Below are 17,023 nucleotides of genomic sequence, written 5' to 3'. Positions count from 1 at the left end.
TACGCGGTTTACTCACTGACTTTCAGAGAAAATCGCACGGGTCGGGGCTTATCAATCATGATCAGCAAACCCTGTCCGGTCAATTGATGAAGCAATTTACTGGCGCGGTATTCCGAAATATTGACCAGTTGGGCGTATTGTTTGGCCGTAATGAAGTCGGTTTTGCGCAAAGCTTGAATCAGATTTCGGACGTTGGACGTTTGCAGGAGCTGACCATCGGCGGTTACGGAAGTGCTCAGAATCAGTTTATTAGTCGGGACTGACTTGTCTTTGGCCCGGACATAAATCGTCCGTTTGCCCCGCTCGTCGATGGCGTAATGCGGTTTTTCCCCGCTTTCCGGTACCTCAATGTAAATGATTTGCCGACCCGATTCCATTACTACTTCGTAGCTCACCGAAATGGCCGGATCAACCAGGAAATCGGTCGCTTTCTCAATTTTCTGCATTTCGTACAATTCCGATTCGACACCCGTCACCCGGCCATCGTCGGACACCCCAATGATCAGCAAGCCGCCCGACGTATTGGAAAAAGCCGTCAGCGTCCGGGCAATCCGGTGGGCGGTGTGGATGGTCGATTTAAACTCGAGTCGGCTTCCTTCGCCCTGGGCAATTAATTCGGTGAGGTTATAGTGCATACATATTCAAACCCGGTTGTAATAGGACTTTGTTCATTCCGTCTAAAATCGTTGTTCAGATATATACCTGGCATTCCGGCTTAAATATCAGACATTTAGTTCTCAGGCTATGCAAAATCCTCGTTCGCAGCCTCGAATAAATTGTCATTATTTAAATTTATCAGTATATATTTGGATGAGTTCACCTCATTATGCGATAGATAATCCTGACAAAGCCCGGTTGCAGTTGCAGCCGGGCTTTGTAGTTTTTACGAAAAATAGCCATTATTGCGGGCAACCACCGGCATCGTACTAATTTAAGGTGCTTTCCCATCCGGGAAATTACAAATTCGATCACTTTGACGGTAAAACCAAGCAGTCATGAGAAAACTGATTTTATCCATGCATATTTCACTCGACGGTTTTGTGGCCGGGCCCAAGGGCGAAATGAACTGGATTCATGTGGACGACGAACTTTTTGAGTATTCGGGTATGCTGACCGATGCGGCCGATACGGCTCTGTACGGGCGCGTCACCTACGAAATGATGGATAACTATTGGCCCACGGCGGGCGAACAGCCTGGCGCGTCGAAGCACGATATTCAGCATTCGGGCTGGTACAACAGCGTTAAAAAAGTGGTGGTTTCAAACTCCTGGAAAGAGGCCAATCGCCCGAATGTGCAGGTTGTTGGCGACAATCTGGCGGAGCAAATCCGGTCTTTGAAAGAGGAACCCGGAAAAAATATTCAAATTTTTGGTAGTCCGGGAGCCTGCCATTCATTAATGCAATACCAATTAATAGACGAATACTGGTTGTTTATAAACCCGGTTTTGCTCGGTTCGGGAACACCTTTATTCCGGAACATTAACGAAATCGAATATCTAAAACTCCTGGAGACTACCGTACTTGCTTCCGGCGTACTGGGTGTGCATTATGGCCGAAAGTAATCAGCTAAACGCCTTGAAATCAATACGTATGAGAGTTATTTACTGGCTGCTGGTTATCACCGCCTTCGCCTGCCAATCGAACCAAACCGAAACCCAAGAGAAGCCGGATGCCTACCGCGATCTGCTCATCGACCGCGTCGTCTGGAAAAAGGGCGATGAGCCAAACGCCACGAACCGACACCGGTTTACGCTGACCAATACCTCGCAATCGTACGCGTATGAGCACATCGAGATTCGCTTCGATTATTTCGACAGTACCTACCACAAGATCAGTTCGTCAAAAAGCATCATAGATACCGCCATCGGCCCCCGGGCTGCCCTGAAGATTCCCGAAATTCAGGACGGTCTGGTTAACCCGGCCACCAAATCCGCCACGGTTACCATTGTTCAGGCGAAATCAAACCGGTCGAAACCTGAGTAAGAAAACTTTTTTGTTACTGGTTATCTGAGAGTTATCGAATAGTAGAAAAAATAATTTCAAAAAAAAGGTGATAAACGACTCTTTTGCCCCTCTTATCAATGAAGGGCACTCCCTGTGCTTTTCTAATTAATAGAGATTGGTAAGTGGGACATCCCGGCCCAATAGGCCGGGAATTGTTTTTTAAACCGGTCATTGTAAGGCCGTTTTTTAATATCTTTACCAGTCTATGCCACTGTTTATCTCCTCTCTTAATTCGGGCAGCAACGGAAACTGTTATTACATCGGCAACGAACAGGAAGCGGTTTTAATTGACGTTGGAATTTCCTGCCGCCAGACCGAAACCCGCTTTCGGCGGCTGGGATTGTCGCTCGAAACGGTAAAAGCCATTTTCATTTCGCACGAACATACCGATCACATCAGCGGCCTTGCCCAACTGGCCGGGAAATATAAAATACCGGTTTTTATTACCGTCAAAACCCTCCGAAACTCGCGGTTGCTGCTCCAGGGATTTCCCGTCAATCCTTTCTTCGGTAATGAGCCGGTTCAGATCGGCGGGCTTCGCATCACGGCGTTCCCCAAACACCACGATGCCGCTGACCCGCACAGTTTTATGATTTCCGATCAGGACACCAATGTGGGCGTTTTCACGGATATCGGCCTTCCCTGCGAACGGCTGGTTCACCACTTCAGCCAGTGCCATGCGGCTTTTCTGGAAGCCAATTACGACGATGAAATGCTGGAACGCGGGCGGTATCCGTACTTCCTGAAACAGCGCATCCGGGGTGGCAAAGGCCATTTGTCCAACCAGCAGGCACTGGAACTGTTCATCCGGCACAAACCGGCTTATATGAGCCACGTGCTGTTGTCGCACTTATCGAAGGACAACAACAACCCGGATTTGCTGCGGGAATTGTTCCGGCCCCACGTCGACCGTACCGAATTGATTGTGGCCTCGCGGTTTGAGGAGACCCCGGTTTTCCGGATTTCGGCGAATTAGTCGTTTCAACGTCATTCCCCTTTCCGAATTCAGTTCGTTTTAAGTGTACGGAAAAGCCAATACGACTGCCCAACCGATTTGATTCAATCGGTCGATTGATTGGTTTTTTATGTCTATTCTTACCGTAGTACGGTATCGCGCGCCGGGATGCTGTATATTAGGCACGAAAAACCGCAAGCCAATTTATTTATTTCACAAAAACCTCATGAAAAAAACCGCATTGCTTTTTGGATTGCTTTTCCTGGCGCTGACCGGGGCCAATGCCCAAACCTTTACCTTCCGGGGCATCGACAAATCACCGATGGACATGGCCTATTACCCTGATGATTACGCCCACGACCGCAAATTTGCCCCCGCTAAAATCGGTACCGACAAGGCGATGGTCCGGATTGTCTACAGTCGGCCGGGGAAAAATGGCCGGGAGCTTTTCGGAACAAAACTGGCACCCTATGGCAAGGCATGGCGGGCGGGAGCGAACGAAGCCCCGGAGATCAAATTTTACCAGGATGTAACCTTCGGCGGCAAAAAAATCAAAGCAGGAAACTACGCCCTGCTAGCCATTCCGACCGAAAAAGAATGGACAATTATTCTGAGCTCTGATCTCGATCAATGGGGTGCCTACAGCTACAACGAAGCCCTCGACGTAGCCCGTGTGACGGTTCCGGTGCAGAAATCGGACAGCGTCATCGAAAATTTCTCGATCCAGTTTGCCAAGAAAGACGCCAAAACCGCCACAATGTACATGGGCTGGGACACGGTGCTGGTGGCCGTGCCGATTGAGTTTTGAGGAATAGTAATCTAGAGGGGTATATCATAAGATCTAACCCCCTCTAGATTATTAATTTGGCATCAAATAAGTGAACCGATCTAAGATCGACACGCTGCCGACCGAGTACTTCTACCAGGACCTGATCTGCCTGACCCCGCTTTCGCACCTGAAAGCCTACGAGCGCAACTACCGGTCGACCTACGGCACCCTGCCCTACAACGCCGGTTTTCAGAAGCAGACCATCGAGGGCACGGTGATCGAATTCTGCGTCGAACCTTACATGCTGACCAGCGGCCCGACCGCCTTTGAAGCGCCCCTGATTTTGCCGCGCGGCATTGTGGCCTGGCTCTACGATGACGAGTCGGCGCAGTCGAACCTGGAGTTCGATTACAACAAACGCGAGCGGGACCTGGCGTGGGTCATGGACTTCCAGATTGGCATGGACGTGGCGATGCCGAGCCTGCTGTGGTCGGGCCAAGCCTAAACGAAAGCTACGGCCTGTAATTCATTTTTTCTCAACTCGTTTACTGGTTCATTTTTTATGAAAGCAAAATCAATTTTCTCTTTTTTTCTGGCGGGGCTGGCGTTTCTGGTGGGCGTGGTGATGCCGCTGGAAGTGGTGCAGCACCTGACCAGCGACCCGCTGAACGTGGCGGCTCCGGTGATGGGGCTGGCCTACGTCAACTTCGCCAACCTCGACGGCCAGTCGTTTCAGGCCCCCAACCCCGGCGGGCTGCGGAAAGTCTTGGTGGCGTTATCGAAACACATTCAGGGCATTTGGCCGACGCTGGAGGAAGCCCAAACCGGTGAGGTGACAGCCCTGCCATTGATGGTGGGCACCAACAAATTTGCCGAGTACCAGTTTCCCGACGGCACGGCGGAAGTGGCGAGTGATTCAAACGGTGATCCCGGTTTTCAGTCGCACAAACACACCATCGAATTGATGCTGGCCGGATTCTCCAAAGCCATCCAGGGCGAACTAAAAAAGCACCTGAACGCCGGGAGCGTCTGGATTGTGGAAATGAATGACGGTCAGTTTGTGGTGGTGGGATCGAGCGACAACCCTATTTTCCTGAAGAAATCCTTCAAGGGCGGTAAGAAGGGCAACGACAAGCGGGGTTTTACGCTAAAGGGTGATCAGGACGGTTTTATGTGGGATCTGTTGCCGATCCAGGCTTCGCTGGTGGCCACCCTGCCGATCCAACCGGAAGCGACGACCTAAGCCCCAACCTATGCTCATTAAATTCAAACTGGTGAACGTTCCCGAGGGGGGCGTTCGCCATTCGGTCGGTAACCTGGGCCTGGTCAACATCGACGAAAACCTGACCGATGAAATGGCCCAAAAGCTGATGGCCGCCGGAATAACCCACTATTTTGAACCTGCCGAGTCATCGGCGCAACCTATCTCCGAAAATGGCGAAGCAAAACCAGAAGCCGAAAACACCACAATCCGAAAAAAATCCGGAACTGGCAACCGATCAGGCGTTGAAAGAGAAAGCTCAGCAGAAGCTGGAGGCCCTGCTGAAGAGTCGGGAAGTGAGTCTGGAAACGGATGAACCAGAAGACGCCGACGAGTCCCAGGAAGAGACAAACGAATAGCGTCAATTGAAACTGTTTGGTCGTACAAAAACCGGTGGCCTGTTGGCTAACCGGTTTTTTTGTTATGTTTGCCCTGCGAACACTTTTTTATGACAGCCGACCGACTGGCAGGACTTTAACGACCTGCCGGTTGGCATACCTTTGCAAGTAGGGTAACAGGTCGTCTGTCAGACGAGTGTTCGCAGTGACCAACCGGCTTCATATATGCTCCGTCCTGCCTGCCTCCCCTCTCTCTTTACCTATCTGCAACAGGGCGGTATTGCGCCCCACCAACTCGGCGACTTGCTGGCCGGTTATTCGGCCGAAGTGCAGGAAGTGATCTCAGCGCAAATCAATCACTACGAGCAGCCGACAGTCTGGATTGAAGCCAAAACCTGGCAGGAAACCGTCGATGCTTTTACGGAAGCGCTCCTGTCGGACACCGAACCCACCGGGTAATTTCGGGGATGACCGAAACCCAACTGCAGCACCAACGCACCCAGGCCAAAGCCGCCTGGAACCTGACCAAACTCCGGCTCCGAAGCGGCCAGGCGAACCCGGCCGACGTGGAACAAGCCCGCCTGGTCTACGAAGCCCTCACGACGGCACATCCCACTTCTGAACCGGCCCAACCCAGCCGACCGATCCGCCCGCCAGGTACCAGCCTGCCACCCGCCGTGGCCGCTCTGGTGAATACCATCCGGGCCGAGCAGGGCGAGATCAGCCGCCGGAAAGCCGAACTGTCCAACTCCCTGGGAAGCATTCCGGATGAATTGGCCTGTCCGGATGTGGTGGGGCAGATTCTGACGCTTCGCCGGGCCTGGGTGGAAAAGCAGGACGAAATCCGCTACGCCCTGGACCACGGCCACCGACCCGCCCAGGAGCCGGTAAAGCTGGTGGAAGACAGTTTTTCGGCCTCGCTGCCCACCGACAAGTTTGAGCTGGACCGGCTGATTCGCTACGAAAAATCGAAACTGAGCAAATACCGCAGTGGGCTGGACCGCTCGTCGACCGAAGCTAAAAAGCAGCACTACCGGACGCAGATCGCTAAAGCCGAATTAAAGCTGGAACGGATGCTGGCGCTGTTCAAGGCGCTTTGATTATCGGGAAATTTAATTTTCTAAAATTCTCTCTTACTTATTTTGCATATATCCCTAAAAGTTAGAAGCTTATGAGCACAATTATGCCAAATTCATGAAACAGATGAAACCTGACCAGCTGTTAGCCTGGGTATTTTCAATTACCATCTCAATTATTACTGTTGTCATTGTTTTTGTTGTCTTACTAGATTTTTATGATGGCAGATTCGATCGAATTGATGCTGCCACTACAAGATGGGTTAAGGTATTCCCCCTGATTTCTGGGATCGTTACAGTTTTATTAGCGGCTTTCCTAGCCACCTATGTTGTCCGCTACTTCCGATCGTCTTCCGGAACCTTGGAAATGTCAGTATTGGGTATTAAGCTGAAGGGGCCATCGGGTCCAATCCTGCTCTGGGTGGTTTCGTTTCTTGCAGTTGCTTTTATTTTGGCAGTTGCATTTAAGCCTCTTGTACCAACTATGTAGCGTTATTTCCTGCGGCTAATTTGTCCTACCAGCGTCAATTGGATCGAGCCATGTTTGTGAATCATCCATGTGTTCGCAAATCATGACTGAGTTATTTACGACTGAAAAACGCCGGGTGCAGGACCTGGTGCCCTACGAAAAGAATCCCCGAAAAATTACGGCCGCCAAACAGCGGGAACTCGAAACCAAAATCGGCCAGTTTGGCCTGATCGGCCTGCCGGTGGTAGATGCCGACGGCACACTGATTGCCGGTCACCAGCGGTGCAAAGTGATGCTGGCGATGGGCAAAGGCGACGAGATGATCGACGTGCGCGTGGCTACCCGCAAACTGACCGAAGCCGAGTTCAAGGAAATTTCCGTGATCGAGAACAGCACCTTCGGCGAGTGGGACAAACTGCTGCTCCAGTCGGACTTTTCCGATTTCGTGGACCTGGGCAGTTACGGCATCGACCTGAGCGATCTGGAGCAGCAGTTGAAGGAAGCGTTGCCGGAGGACGAAAAACCGGAAATGCCGATTGTAGCCAAGTTTTCGGAGAAGTACACTGCCTTCATCATTGTCTGCACGAATGAGATCGACGAGAACAACGTGGCCGAGCAACTGGGCGTCGAGACAATGCGCTGCTACAAAGCTTCCACCAAAATCGGCAAAACTCACGTTATCACCGCTAACCAGTTTCAGACCCAATGGAATGCCAGATCGTAATTCCCAGCCACAAACGCCACACGCGCGTGCTAACCACCAGCGTGGTGGCTGGCGCCATCATCTGCGTTCCGGAAAGCCAGGCGAAAGCCTACCGGCTCTGTAACCCGAAAGACGAGATTGTGACCCACCCGGATTCGGTGGTGGGCCTGGCCCGCAAGCGTGATTGGATCATTAAGCATTTCGGCAGCGTGTTCATGCTCGATGACGACATTACCGCCTTCCGGCGGCTATATACCCAGCCGGGCGAGTCCGCCGATGTTGACGAACTGACCGCCCGGGAAATTATCCAGGCCACCTCCGATGCCGCCCGCCATGCCGGAGCGTATCTGTTCGGCTTCAGCTCCAGCCCGACACCGGTTTCTTACAACTCGCTGAACCCGATTCAACTCAGTGGCTACGTGACCGGTTGCGCGCACGGCGTGCTGGCCGGAAGTAAATTATGGTATTCGCCGGAGATCAAATGCAACGAGGATTACTGGATCAGTTGCCTGAACGCTTACGAACACCGTCTGATCTGGAAGGATACCCGGTTTTACTTTGCTCAGAAGGATACGTTCGTTAACGCGGGCGGGTTGGCCGAGTTTCGGAATTTGGATGCGGAAGAGAAAGATTTTAACTATCTTCAGCGGGTGTTCGGGAAAGAAGTGGTTACTTTGAAAAAAGCTGGTGGGAAGGCGAAGCCAAAACATCCGTTTCAGAAGACTATGAAGCTACCATTTTGAAATGTATACAATTTGATTAAAAATATAATAATCGACCACTATTATGTAGTATTTACAAATTAAAATTCTCTCAAATCATTCCTTTACAATCTGAAATCGATTGTTGTAATTTAAAATAGTCTAAAAGATTGATGGTAAGGCACCTTTAATATAATTTTTCAAAAACTTAAAACATCCAATGATTCTGTCAATTACTAACGACTACTTGTCATTAAAACCTTTTGAGAGCGATAAGCTAACTGATTTTGTCGTAATTACTGGAACTAATGGAAGTGGAAAAACACAACTTCTGAAAGCTATTTTAGAAGACAACTTAAAATTACCGGAATTTCGAGTAGTTAAATTTAGTGAAAACATAGAATCCATTCTCAAGTATGATTTTATAGATTTCGATAAAAGAAACTATTCGTTCAAGAATTGGTCTGACTATAATTCTATAATTATTCGAGATTGGCATGTATTAAAAGGCAAATTTAAAGATTTTATTCATAAAATTTATTATACTAATATTCCGATTAAAGAAATCATAGAAAATAACTATCTTGATCTGTTCCCCGAAAAGCAGACTGATGAAGTTAAAAAATACATTAATGAACTTATTTCATTTAGTTTCTTTCCAGGCTCAGTAAAGGGCAAAGTGATTTCAAATGAAATAGCTTTGCAAGAACTAAATAAATATTTAAATCAAAAGAGACATCTTTTCGAATTCATTTTCAAAATATCTAGATACAATGGATTAGATGAGTCCAATATTTCTACTGAGGACTTTATCAATTTACCTTATGAGGAAACCCTATATCTTTACGACACTAATTATACCAATAATTTTCTACAAATTTTTGCCTCATATATATATAGAAGAGATTTAAATAGAACAAACTTTACCAATAAAGTCTTATATGGCGAAGAAAATAATTCCATTTCTGATATTGAATTCATAAAAGCCAACAGGTCTCCATTCAATCAATTTAATGACTTCTTAAATGAATATGAGTTCAAATTCAGATTAAAAGACTTTAATTTTAAAGAATTTGAAAAAAATGGCAATTTCTCTATTTCTTTAACAAATTCTATTTCAGGAGAAGTTCTTGAATTTCAAAATTTATCATCTGGTGAAAGAATTTTATTTAGTTTCTATGCTTTACTTTTTTTGAACATTAATTTTAATGAGAGTAGCAAATTTCCAGATTTAATTTTATTGGATGAACCTGATGCTTTTTTACACCCTGACGGAATTCAAACTTTGATCCAATCGCTTTATGACACTGTTGTTAATAAAAATAAATCTAAAGTGTTTATTACGACTCATAATCCGACCACAATCGCCCTTTCTCCTGAAGATTCTATTTACCAGTTATCTAATGAAAATAATTCTGCATTAAAAAAAGTCAATAAAGATAGAGCATTAGAAATTTTAATAAACACAATTCCTATTTTAAGCATTAATTATCGCAAACATAAACAGATAATTGTAGAAAGCCCAACTGATCTTGTTTATTATCAAATTATTAACGAAGTAGTATCAAGAACTTGTAAGCCTGAAACAAAATTGTATTTTATTTCAGGTGATTACGGGGATAGTTCTTGTGAAAAAGTTATTAATTTGGTTAATGAATTTAGAGGAGCAGGAAACAAAACTGTTTATGGAATTATAGACTGGGATAAAAAGAATTACGAAGCATTAGACAGTTACATTTTTATTCATGGAGATTCTAGCAGATATTCCTTAGAAAATTTTCTATTTGATCCCATTTATATTTTTTGTTCATTTATTGAAAAGGACACTTACAATGTAGTTTCTGAATTTGATTTAGGAACTATTAGTCCGTACTTGATTGGGAATGAGTCAGAAAAAGCATTACAATCATTTAGTGATTATATATTGAAATTAATTTACAATTCGTTTCCTTACTTTAAAAGTAAAGATTCTGATAGAAAAGAAGTATATTATGCAAATGGTAAAATTATACTGCTTCCAAAATGGTTCTTAGAAATGGGAAATCATCAGTTGGATGGCATTATAAAGAAATCTTTTCCAATTTATAATTCTCCTCATTATAAAGAAACAGGAAAATTACAAAAACATATGAGCAAGGTTATTGGCAGATGTTTTCCATTTATTCCAACTGATAGTTACGATTTAATGAGATCTTTTTTGTTTGAATAATTAATACAAAATAACACAAAATTTTCAGAAAAAACGCTTTTTTAATCCGTTCTGCTGGGAGAATTTACAGACCAATTCAAACAATAAACGTCTGTAAATCAATGGAAAACACAACAGTTCCGCGCCGGAATTTAGACCGGTTTTTGACCACCACCGGCAAGTCCGAAAAAGAGTATTACGAGTGGGCCAGCGAGGTCGGCCGCCGAATGCACATCAACACCCTGGACAAAATGGTGTGTGCCAAATTGGGCATCTACACCGTGGCCCACCTGGCCCTGATGCCAACCCCGCTCCCACCCGACATCGATCCGGAGCGCGTCGATGAGCACCTGTTTGAACAATCCCAGAATCCGCTGGAAATCGCCAAACTCTGGCAACAGGCCTGCGCCGATGCCGACGCATGGGTGTCGGTGGAGAGCGTACTGGATGAACACCTGGCTCCATTCCCCAAAGAAGACTTCGAGTGATGGGGCGACAAAAACTGGCTCCCCGATGTGTCGCGCGGCTGGTTTAAGAAAACCGGTCGGAACATCGACGTGCAAGTGGAAGAAATCAACGCGATCGCGCCTGCGCAGGTCAGCATTGATGCTATTCTGGAGTTCGTCCGGACGTATAAACCCAACAGTTACAAATCTCCGGCCCTACTGATTCGGGAGCAACTCGAAGACCGGTTTAAAGAGTTGACCGGTTTCCGGATCAAAGACTACTACGTCGATCACCTGCTGCGGTCGGCCTACTTTAGCCGACCGGCTACCGAAGCCGAAGCCGTCCCGTTCTGAAACCCACAGCCCCGCCGACACGCGGGGCTTTTTTATTTCTCTCCTACCATGTTAAAATCCACCGTTGTACCGCACGAACTCCGTGCGTTTAACAAGCTATTCTCCCAAATGGAGCACGGCTTCAACTACTCCAGCTTTTTCAGCGATTTCGTCGAGTTCCTGACCGAATCGTTCATGCCCCAACGGGTTGGCGTCTACGAGCGACTGAAACAGCAGTACGGCGATCTGGACCGGTTTGTCCAATTGACCCAGGAACTAATCCTGCTGCAGCAAAGCCAGATCGTGACTGACACCGACTGGTACGACGGCCTGGGCAACTATTACGAATGCCTGACCTCACGCGGGAAATCGCAACTGCTGGGTCAATTCTTCACCCCCGAACACGTCTGCGACCTGATGGTGCGCCTGCAGGGCTGCGAAGAATCGCTGAAGGGAAAACGCCAGAAGGTTTATGATCCTTCCTGTGGTTCCGGTCGGCTGCTGTTGGCTTTCCACGCCCTGGCGCCGGGCAACTACCATTTTGCCGCCGATCTGGACCCGATCTGCGCGCGCATGACGGCGGTGAACATGGCCCTGCACGGTTGCGAAGGTGAAGCCGTGTGCATGGACAGCCTGAAATGGGAATGGCGGTTTGGCTACCGCGTCAACCGCCTGTTGCCCCTGGCCGGGTGTCCGTCCATTGAAACCATTGAGCCGGAAGATTCCTACCTGTTCGGGTCATTTCGGGAGAAAAAACAGCTTCAACCCGATCCGTCCAAACCAGCCCAAACCCGGCCCCAGGGCGCGTACAAAGAACCCCAGCACATTGGGCAGGTAGCGCAAAACGGACAACTTATATTGTTCTGATAATCAGCGTTTTAGCGAAAAATAATTCAGGAAAAACGCTTTTTTAATCCGTTCTGCCGGGAGATTTTTACACCATCAATTAACAATAACTATCTGGAAATCAATGAGAAAAGAATGGTTAACGAAGCTTCGGTCGATCATGACCACGGCCTGGGCGCTGTTCCGGCGCGGCATCGTCACGATGAGTATGAGTTTGAAAGTCGCCTGGCGAGTCGTGCGCGGAGAAATTGCCCTGGACAAAGTGTACAAACAGCTAAAACGCGGATGAAAAAGCCAAAGAAAGCCAAACTGACGACCTTTGAGGTCAAGCTCCTGAACGAGTTTCTGATGAGCCAGCCCACCCGAGTGGGGCTACGTAAAAGTGAGAACCAGGGTTTCCTGGACCTCCCGCTGTTCAACCACGTTGAAAAGCAAACCAGACTCTTCGATTGACAAAAAGCCCGGATGCAAGGGCTTCCGGGCTTTCACTGAAAGTTAATCGCGCCGGCGACCCGGAATAAATACCTGAGCCGTGAAAGTACGAAAAATTGGGTATCAACAACGAAAAAAACACCGTTGGACGATCCGGCAGCAAACCGAACTGGTGCCGTCGCTCCTGCTGGCGGGTAAGTGGATGACCAGCGCCGGTTTTAGCCGGGGTGATTCGGTAAAAGTTTGGGTGGAACACAACAAAATTGTCATTGAACGATGAGCAAGTACGACATACGCACCCGGAAGGGGTACGATTTTTTTGAGTGCAGCAGTGCCTTGCAAAAGTGCATCCGTCGGGGCCTGGAAGAGCAGGCCATGTTCTGGGTGGTGGAGCTGTACGATTCCGGTTTTGTCGAATACGTCTGGAAGCGGCTGCGGATCATGACCAGCGAAGACGTGGGCCTGGCTGAACCGGGACTCCCCGCCGAGATCTGGGCACTTTACGAAATGCATCGGGAACAGGCCAAAAAGAAGGAGGACAAGAACGAGCCTCAGCGGTTGTTTCTGACTCAGGCGGTGCTGCGGCTCTGCCGCGCGCGCAAAAGCCGAATGATTGACTGGACGCTGCTATGGGCCTGGCTGACGCATCCGTTCCGTCGGCAGGAAATTCCGGACTTTGCGCTCGACAAGCACAACGATCGCGGTCGAAAGCTGGGCCGGTCCTGGGCGCATTTCTTCGACGAAGGCACGCTATTGCATCCGCACCGGGATGTGGATGGTGAGCAGGAAATGCGGACGAAGGCCATGAAAGCGATTATGAATCCGGAGGGGAATGGGTTGTTTGAGTAGTCCTCCGCTCCGAGGGGATACCCTGGCGTTTTCTCCTCGGAGCATCCAGTCGTTTATCGTTCTACAATCCTAGTAATTTCAAAATTTTCACCTGAACTGATTTGGTACGTCAGGTCCGGATGGGTGAGCGTATACCCACTTACACGAATGCGAAGCTGATCTTGTTTGTAGGAATCGGGCAGGTTACAAGGCAGTAAGGGAACAGTTAGGCCATACTCATTGGGCTGGGAAGCTTCCAATAAATACAAGCTTACCCCGTACCGATCGACGACAACTGCATCCAGATTTATAAACTCTTTAGCGCGCGAAAATTTCGGATCGCTACAGCCTGAAGCCTTCTGCGGCTTTACTTGGTTACACGCTTGTTGACTGAACAACGCGATTAGGCATAATAGAAGGAGGTTAAAAAAGCGCATCGTCCTGAGATTTTTCCCTATTGACCCTTTGGTTGCCTAAAGGTTGGAAATTTACGACTCACTCTCTTTTAAATCCGTCCTTTTTAAGTGAAAAATTTCCCTGTAATCTTGCCCCAACGCATTTTTCGGGAGAGAATGACCAAGAAACTATCCATCAAACGGGCCAAGCGGCTGCTGAAAATTGATGAATCGAAGCTCGACCGGTACCTCCAGTTCTACGCCAATGAGACTACATACGAGGACTTTACCGAATCCGAGCAACAGAAGTTAGAACAATATTCCAAAGCCTGGGGGATGCTGCGCATGGGCCGCACGGAGGATATGGTGCGCTCAGTGCTCATGAAAGACTACGCCATTCAGGACCGCATGGCCCGCTACCTGGTCGAAGAATGCAAACTGCTGTTTGGAGCCGTCGAAGAAACCGACAAAGAAGGCCGACGGCAAGCGTCGATTGCCTACTACGATTTGTTGTCGAACATTGCCTTCAAGGAAAAGGATATCAAGGAAGCCCGCGAATGTCGGCGTGAAGCCGATGAACTGGCCGGGCTGTATCAACAGGAAGTGCAGGGGCTGGACCCGGTAGATTTCCAGAAACCGGGCAAATATGTCTTCATCAACAACGTCAACGTTTACAAAAAACAGCAGGGGCTGGAATGGGATGAGTGAGAGCCGCAAAGTGTACGCCAACCCCAAGCAGATCAAGTTCCTCAAAAGCCGGGCTCGCCGGAAAACCTTCAACGCCGGGCGCGGATCGGGGAAAACCACCACGCTGGGTTTCAAGGCCGGAATGATCTTCGACCGCTTTCCCCGCAGCAAGTGGGGGCTGATCGGCCTGACTTATGTGCAGCTCGATCTGGTCGTGCTGCCAGGGTTGAAGGAAGCCCTCGAACTGATGGGCCAGGTTGAATACTCGAAAGCCAATCCGTTCGGCACCTATGTAATCGGGGTACGTCCGCCGGATCACTGGCCCAAACCGTTTAAAGCGCCGGGCAAGCTTGGCTACCAGTATTGCATCACCCACATTTCCGGGGCCACGCTCCAGCTCATCAGCCAGGACCGGCCCGAAACCCACCGGGGCCTGAACCTGGACGGTGGGCTGGCCGACGAATCGGCCCTGATCAAAACCGATTTCCTGAATAAAGTCGTCAAACCCACCTTCCGCGCCAACCGCTACAAATCGTTTTCTTCAGACCCCTGGCACCACGGTTTCTTCGATTTCACCTCCGCGCCCTGGACCCAGGAGGGCATGCACATCTACCACACCGAGGAATTGTGGCAAAAAGAGCTGGAGCTGCGGAAAACATTTTCTGCGGAACAGTTGAAAAGCACCCCACCTGAAACGCTGTTCGTCGAATCGACCTACGTGGACAATTCCGAGATCTTGCCTCCGGATTATGCCGATAAACTGCGGGAAGAGCTGGACCCGCTGGAGTTTGAAGTGGAAGTCCTCAACCGGCGGATCGGTAAACTGCCCAATTGTTTTTACCACGCCTTCGGCACCAGCAAACACTGCTACTTTGAAAGCTACGGTTACCAGCACGACGATAAATCCGGACTGACTCTGTACCAGTCGAATGATTACCACAGTGACAAACCCCTGGATATTTCCCTGGACTTCAACGCCGATATCTGCTGGGCGCTGGTGGGCCAGGAAATTAACCGGGAACTGCGGGTGGTCAACAGCAAATACACCAAGCCGGTTTTGCATGATCAGGACACCAACCTGGTGCTGCAAATAGCCGCCTGGTTTACGAGCACCTATGAAAACCACGCCAAAAAAGAGGTGTTTGTGTACGGTGATCCCGGTGGGCGTTCCCGTTCAGCGGCCACCAGCAATGAAAACAAACCATTCTTTGACCAGTTCGCCACGGCCCTGGCCAGGAAGGGCTGGAAGGTGTTCCGCCGGGAGCTGACGGCCTACCCTCGCCATAAGGACAAATACCTGTTGATTAACTTACTGCTGGAAGAATCCAACCCCCGCGCCCCGCGTATCCGCATTAACCAGAACACCAACAAGGTGCTCATCATCGCCATTCAGAGCACCCCCGTTAGGATCGGAGATACCTTCGAAAAAGACAAGACCGCCGAACGCCAGCTCAAAAACCGGGAGTTCGCCACCGACGGCACCGACGCCCTGGACTACTGGCTCTGGGCCAAATGCCGCCAGCTCCTGCCCGGCCACCGCAAGCAGCAGAATACGTTGTATGTGGTTTAGGAGACCAATAAAAATCTTAACAAAAATTTGAGGTTTAATTACATATTCACCTTAACTTTAAAGTGACATTTTCAAATGAATTTCATTTTCACTGCCTAATTTAATTTTGGAATTAAGGATTGTTGCTTTTTAAAAAACGAATATGAATTGGGGCCTTTACATAGCCATATGTGCACTTATTACTGGAACTGGGAAGTTTTTAGACGATTTTCATATTAATACGGAACAAAAATCTAAAGCGAGAGAGTGGGTAAAAAAAATGCTTGCCTATGTAGAAAGGCCAAAAGTCCCAAACTTTCCAAAGATTGCTTTAGAACGCACTTTGTTATTGTTAAAAAGCACGAAAGCAAGATTGATTATTTTATTATTCATACTTTTAATATTGCCTTTTATATTGATTTATACATTGTATTTGTCACGAAAATATTACGGCATTCCATTTAATGATGGATTCTATAATTATTTAATAAGTTGGTTTGATTTATCTGACAATTTGAGCGCTATTGGATGGGCTTTTTTTTTAATTTGGGCAATTTCATTTTGTTTATTAAATGGTTTACTTGTAATTAATGTTCTTGATAGGTGGAACAACGCAAAATCAAACATTTATCAACTTATTGTTATTTCTATTTCTGTCTTCACTCTATTATTAGTTCTAATAATTCACATTTTACTATTCTCCTTTGTTTTAACTATCCTTGGTAATCCAGTAAACGGATATGGAATTGATAATTTATCTTTTTCTATTAATTACACATTAATATGTATTTCGCCTTGGGCAATAATACTTATATATTTGTTATTTATGTTTTTGTTAAAATCAATTCTAACAACACAAAAAATTATATTATCAAGTGTTCTTAAAGGTGCTGCATTACCAGAAAAATCGCCATTCATTTATTTTTCGACTCTAATTTCAGTCATGGCTTTATTGATCAAAGTAGTCGATGAAATAATAAAAATAAAATAGTACGCTTCTACTAAGGCTGAGCTATATCAAACAAAATATCTATTACTACTGA

24 protein-coding genes are annotated in these 17,023 nt (G+C 47.7%); 23 read left to right on the top strand and 1 reads right to left on the bottom strand.

The window, feature by feature from the left end:
• Positions 1 to 8 precede the first annotated feature (8 nt).
• On the bottom strand, positions 9 to 635 hold the full coding sequence (locus tag GJJ30_RS11505; RefSeq protein WP_154175302.1) for an AlbA family DNA-binding domain-containing protein: 627 nt from the start codon (positions 633 to 635) through the stop codon (positions 9 to 11).
• Positions 636 to 995: 360 nt separating this feature from the next.
• Between GJJ30_RS11505 and GJJ30_RS11500 the strand changes: the two genes are divergently transcribed.
• From GJJ30_RS11500 to GJJ30_RS11390, 23 genes are all read left to right on the top strand, one after another.
• Positions 996 to 1,562 carry a dihydrofolate reductase family protein gene (locus GJJ30_RS11500; protein WP_154175301.1) on the top strand — a complete coding sequence of 189 codons (567 nt, stop codon included), beginning with the start codon at positions 996 to 998 and terminating at the stop codon, positions 1,560 to 1,562.
• Between the two features lie 28 nt (positions 1,563 to 1,590).
• The gene (locus GJJ30_RS11495) at positions 1,591 to 1,983 is read left to right on the top strand and encodes a hypothetical protein (RefSeq protein ID WP_154175300.1); all 393 of its coding nucleotides are present in this window, start codon (positions 1,591 to 1,593) and stop codon (positions 1,981 to 1,983) included.
• 226 nt (positions 1,984 to 2,209) lie between these two features.
• A complete protein-coding gene (locus GJJ30_RS11490; RefSeq protein WP_154175299.1) occupies positions 2,210 to 2,980 on the top strand; it encodes an MBL fold metallo-hydrolase in 771 nt (256 codons plus the stop codon).
• A gap of 205 nt (positions 2,981 to 3,185) precedes the next feature.
• The gene (locus tag GJJ30_RS11485; protein ID WP_154175298.1) at positions 3,186 to 3,767 is read left to right on the top strand and encodes a DUF2911 domain-containing protein; all 582 of its coding nucleotides are present in this window, start codon (positions 3,186 to 3,188) and stop codon (positions 3,765 to 3,767) included.
• Between the two features lie 70 nt (positions 3,768 to 3,837).
• Positions 3,838 to 4,233, top strand: coding sequence for a hypothetical protein (locus GJJ30_RS11480; RefSeq protein WP_154175297.1), 396 nt, complete (start codon positions 3,838 to 3,840; stop codon positions 4,231 to 4,233).
• Positions 4,234 to 4,290: 57 nt separating this feature from the next.
• Complete coding sequence (locus GJJ30_RS11475; protein ID WP_154175296.1) at positions 4,291 to 4,971, top strand: hypothetical protein; 681 nt, start codon at positions 4,291 to 4,293, stop codon at positions 4,969 to 4,971.
• 191 nt (positions 4,972 to 5,162) lie between these two features.
• Complete coding sequence (locus GJJ30_RS11470) at positions 5,163 to 5,348, top strand: hypothetical protein (protein WP_154175295.1); 186 nt, start codon at positions 5,163 to 5,165, stop codon at positions 5,346 to 5,348.
• Between the two features lie 204 nt (positions 5,349 to 5,552).
• Entirely contained in the window at positions 5,553 to 5,786 is a 234-nt protein-coding gene (locus GJJ30_RS11465) for a hypothetical protein (protein WP_154175294.1), read from the top strand.
• Between the two features lie 8 nt (positions 5,787 to 5,794).
• The gene (locus GJJ30_RS11460; RefSeq protein ID WP_154175293.1) at positions 5,795 to 6,427 is read left to right on the top strand and encodes a hypothetical protein; all 633 of its coding nucleotides are present in this window, start codon (positions 5,795 to 5,797) and stop codon (positions 6,425 to 6,427) included.
• A 94-nt stretch (positions 6,428 to 6,521) separates the two neighbouring features.
• Positions 6,522 to 6,893 (top strand): hypothetical protein, encoded by a 372-nt coding sequence (locus tag GJJ30_RS11455; protein ID WP_154175292.1) that lies wholly within the window; start codon positions 6,522 to 6,524, stop codon positions 6,891 to 6,893.
• Positions 6,894 to 6,975: 82 nt separating this feature from the next.
• Positions 6,976 to 7,596 (top strand): ParB N-terminal domain-containing protein, encoded by a 621-nt coding sequence (locus tag GJJ30_RS11450; protein ID WP_154175291.1) that lies wholly within the window; start codon positions 6,976 to 6,978, stop codon positions 7,594 to 7,596.
• Positions 7,578 to 8,318: a GREB1-related protein gene (locus GJJ30_RS11445; protein ID WP_154175290.1), complete on the top strand. Its 741-nt coding sequence runs from the start codon at positions 7,578 to 7,580 to the stop codon at positions 8,316 to 8,318. Before GJJ30_RS11450 ends, GJJ30_RS11445 begins: the two co-directional genes overlap by 19 nt.
• 178 nt (positions 8,319 to 8,496) lie before the next feature.
• Positions 8,497 to 10,485 (top strand): AAA family ATPase, encoded by a 1,989-nt coding sequence (locus GJJ30_RS11440; RefSeq protein ID WP_154175289.1) that lies wholly within the window; start codon positions 8,497 to 8,499, stop codon positions 10,483 to 10,485.
• Positions 10,486 to 10,586: 101 nt separating this feature from the next.
• The gene (locus GJJ30_RS11435) at positions 10,587 to 10,952 is read left to right on the top strand and encodes a hypothetical protein (protein ID WP_154175288.1); all 366 of its coding nucleotides are present in this window, start codon (positions 10,587 to 10,589) and stop codon (positions 10,950 to 10,952) included.
• 27 nt (positions 10,953 to 10,979) lie between these two features.
• Positions 10,980 to 11,264 carry a hypothetical protein gene (locus GJJ30_RS11430; protein WP_154175287.1) on the top strand — a complete coding sequence of 95 codons (285 nt, stop codon included), beginning with the start codon at positions 10,980 to 10,982 and terminating at the stop codon, positions 11,262 to 11,264.
• A gap of 48 nt (positions 11,265 to 11,312) precedes the next feature.
• Positions 11,313 to 12,110 (top strand): N-6 DNA methylase, encoded by a 798-nt coding sequence (locus GJJ30_RS11425; RefSeq protein ID WP_154175286.1) that lies wholly within the window; start codon positions 11,313 to 11,315, stop codon positions 12,108 to 12,110.
• A 103-nt stretch (positions 12,111 to 12,213) separates the two neighbouring features.
• Positions 12,214 to 12,378, top strand: coding sequence for a hypothetical protein (locus GJJ30_RS11420; protein WP_154175285.1), 165 nt, complete (start codon positions 12,214 to 12,216; stop codon positions 12,376 to 12,378).
• A complete protein-coding gene (locus tag GJJ30_RS11415) occupies positions 12,375 to 12,542 on the top strand; it encodes a hypothetical protein (protein ID WP_154175284.1) in 168 nt (55 codons plus the stop codon). The genes GJJ30_RS11420 and GJJ30_RS11415 overlap by 4 nt, the downstream gene beginning before the upstream one ends.
• 79 nt (positions 12,543 to 12,621) lie before the next feature.
• A complete protein-coding gene (locus GJJ30_RS32320; RefSeq protein ID WP_154175283.1) occupies positions 12,622 to 12,801 on the top strand; it encodes a SymE family type I addiction module toxin in 180 nt (59 codons plus the stop codon).
• Complete coding sequence (locus GJJ30_RS11405) at positions 12,798 to 13,370, top strand: AAA family ATPase (RefSeq protein ID WP_154175282.1); 573 nt, start codon at positions 12,798 to 12,800, stop codon at positions 13,368 to 13,370. Before GJJ30_RS32320 ends, GJJ30_RS11405 begins: the two co-directional genes overlap by 4 nt.
• A gap of 551 nt (positions 13,371 to 13,921) precedes the next feature.
• Positions 13,922 to 14,452 carry a hypothetical protein gene (locus GJJ30_RS11400; protein WP_154175281.1) on the top strand — a complete coding sequence of 177 codons (531 nt, stop codon included), beginning with the start codon at positions 13,922 to 13,924 and terminating at the stop codon, positions 14,450 to 14,452.
• Positions 14,391 to 16,001, top strand: coding sequence for a hypothetical protein (locus GJJ30_RS11395; RefSeq protein WP_170299171.1), 1,611 nt, complete (start codon positions 14,391 to 14,393; stop codon positions 15,999 to 16,001). Before GJJ30_RS11400 ends, GJJ30_RS11395 begins: the two co-directional genes overlap by 62 nt.
• A 142-nt stretch (positions 16,002 to 16,143) precedes the next feature.
• On the top strand, positions 16,144 to 16,971 hold the full coding sequence (locus GJJ30_RS11390; protein ID WP_154175279.1) for a hypothetical protein: 828 nt from the start codon (positions 16,144 to 16,146) through the stop codon (positions 16,969 to 16,971).
• The last annotated feature ends 52 nt before the right edge of the window (positions 16,972 to 17,023 follow it).

Source organism: Larkinella terrae (genome assembly GCF_009668025.1).
Classification (GTDB): Bacteria; Bacteroidota; Bacteroidia; order Cytophagales; family Spirosomataceae; genus Larkinella; species Larkinella terrae.
The sequence above is the reverse complement of the archived record's forward strand: the minus strand, read 5'-3'. Positions and strand labels throughout refer to the sequence as shown.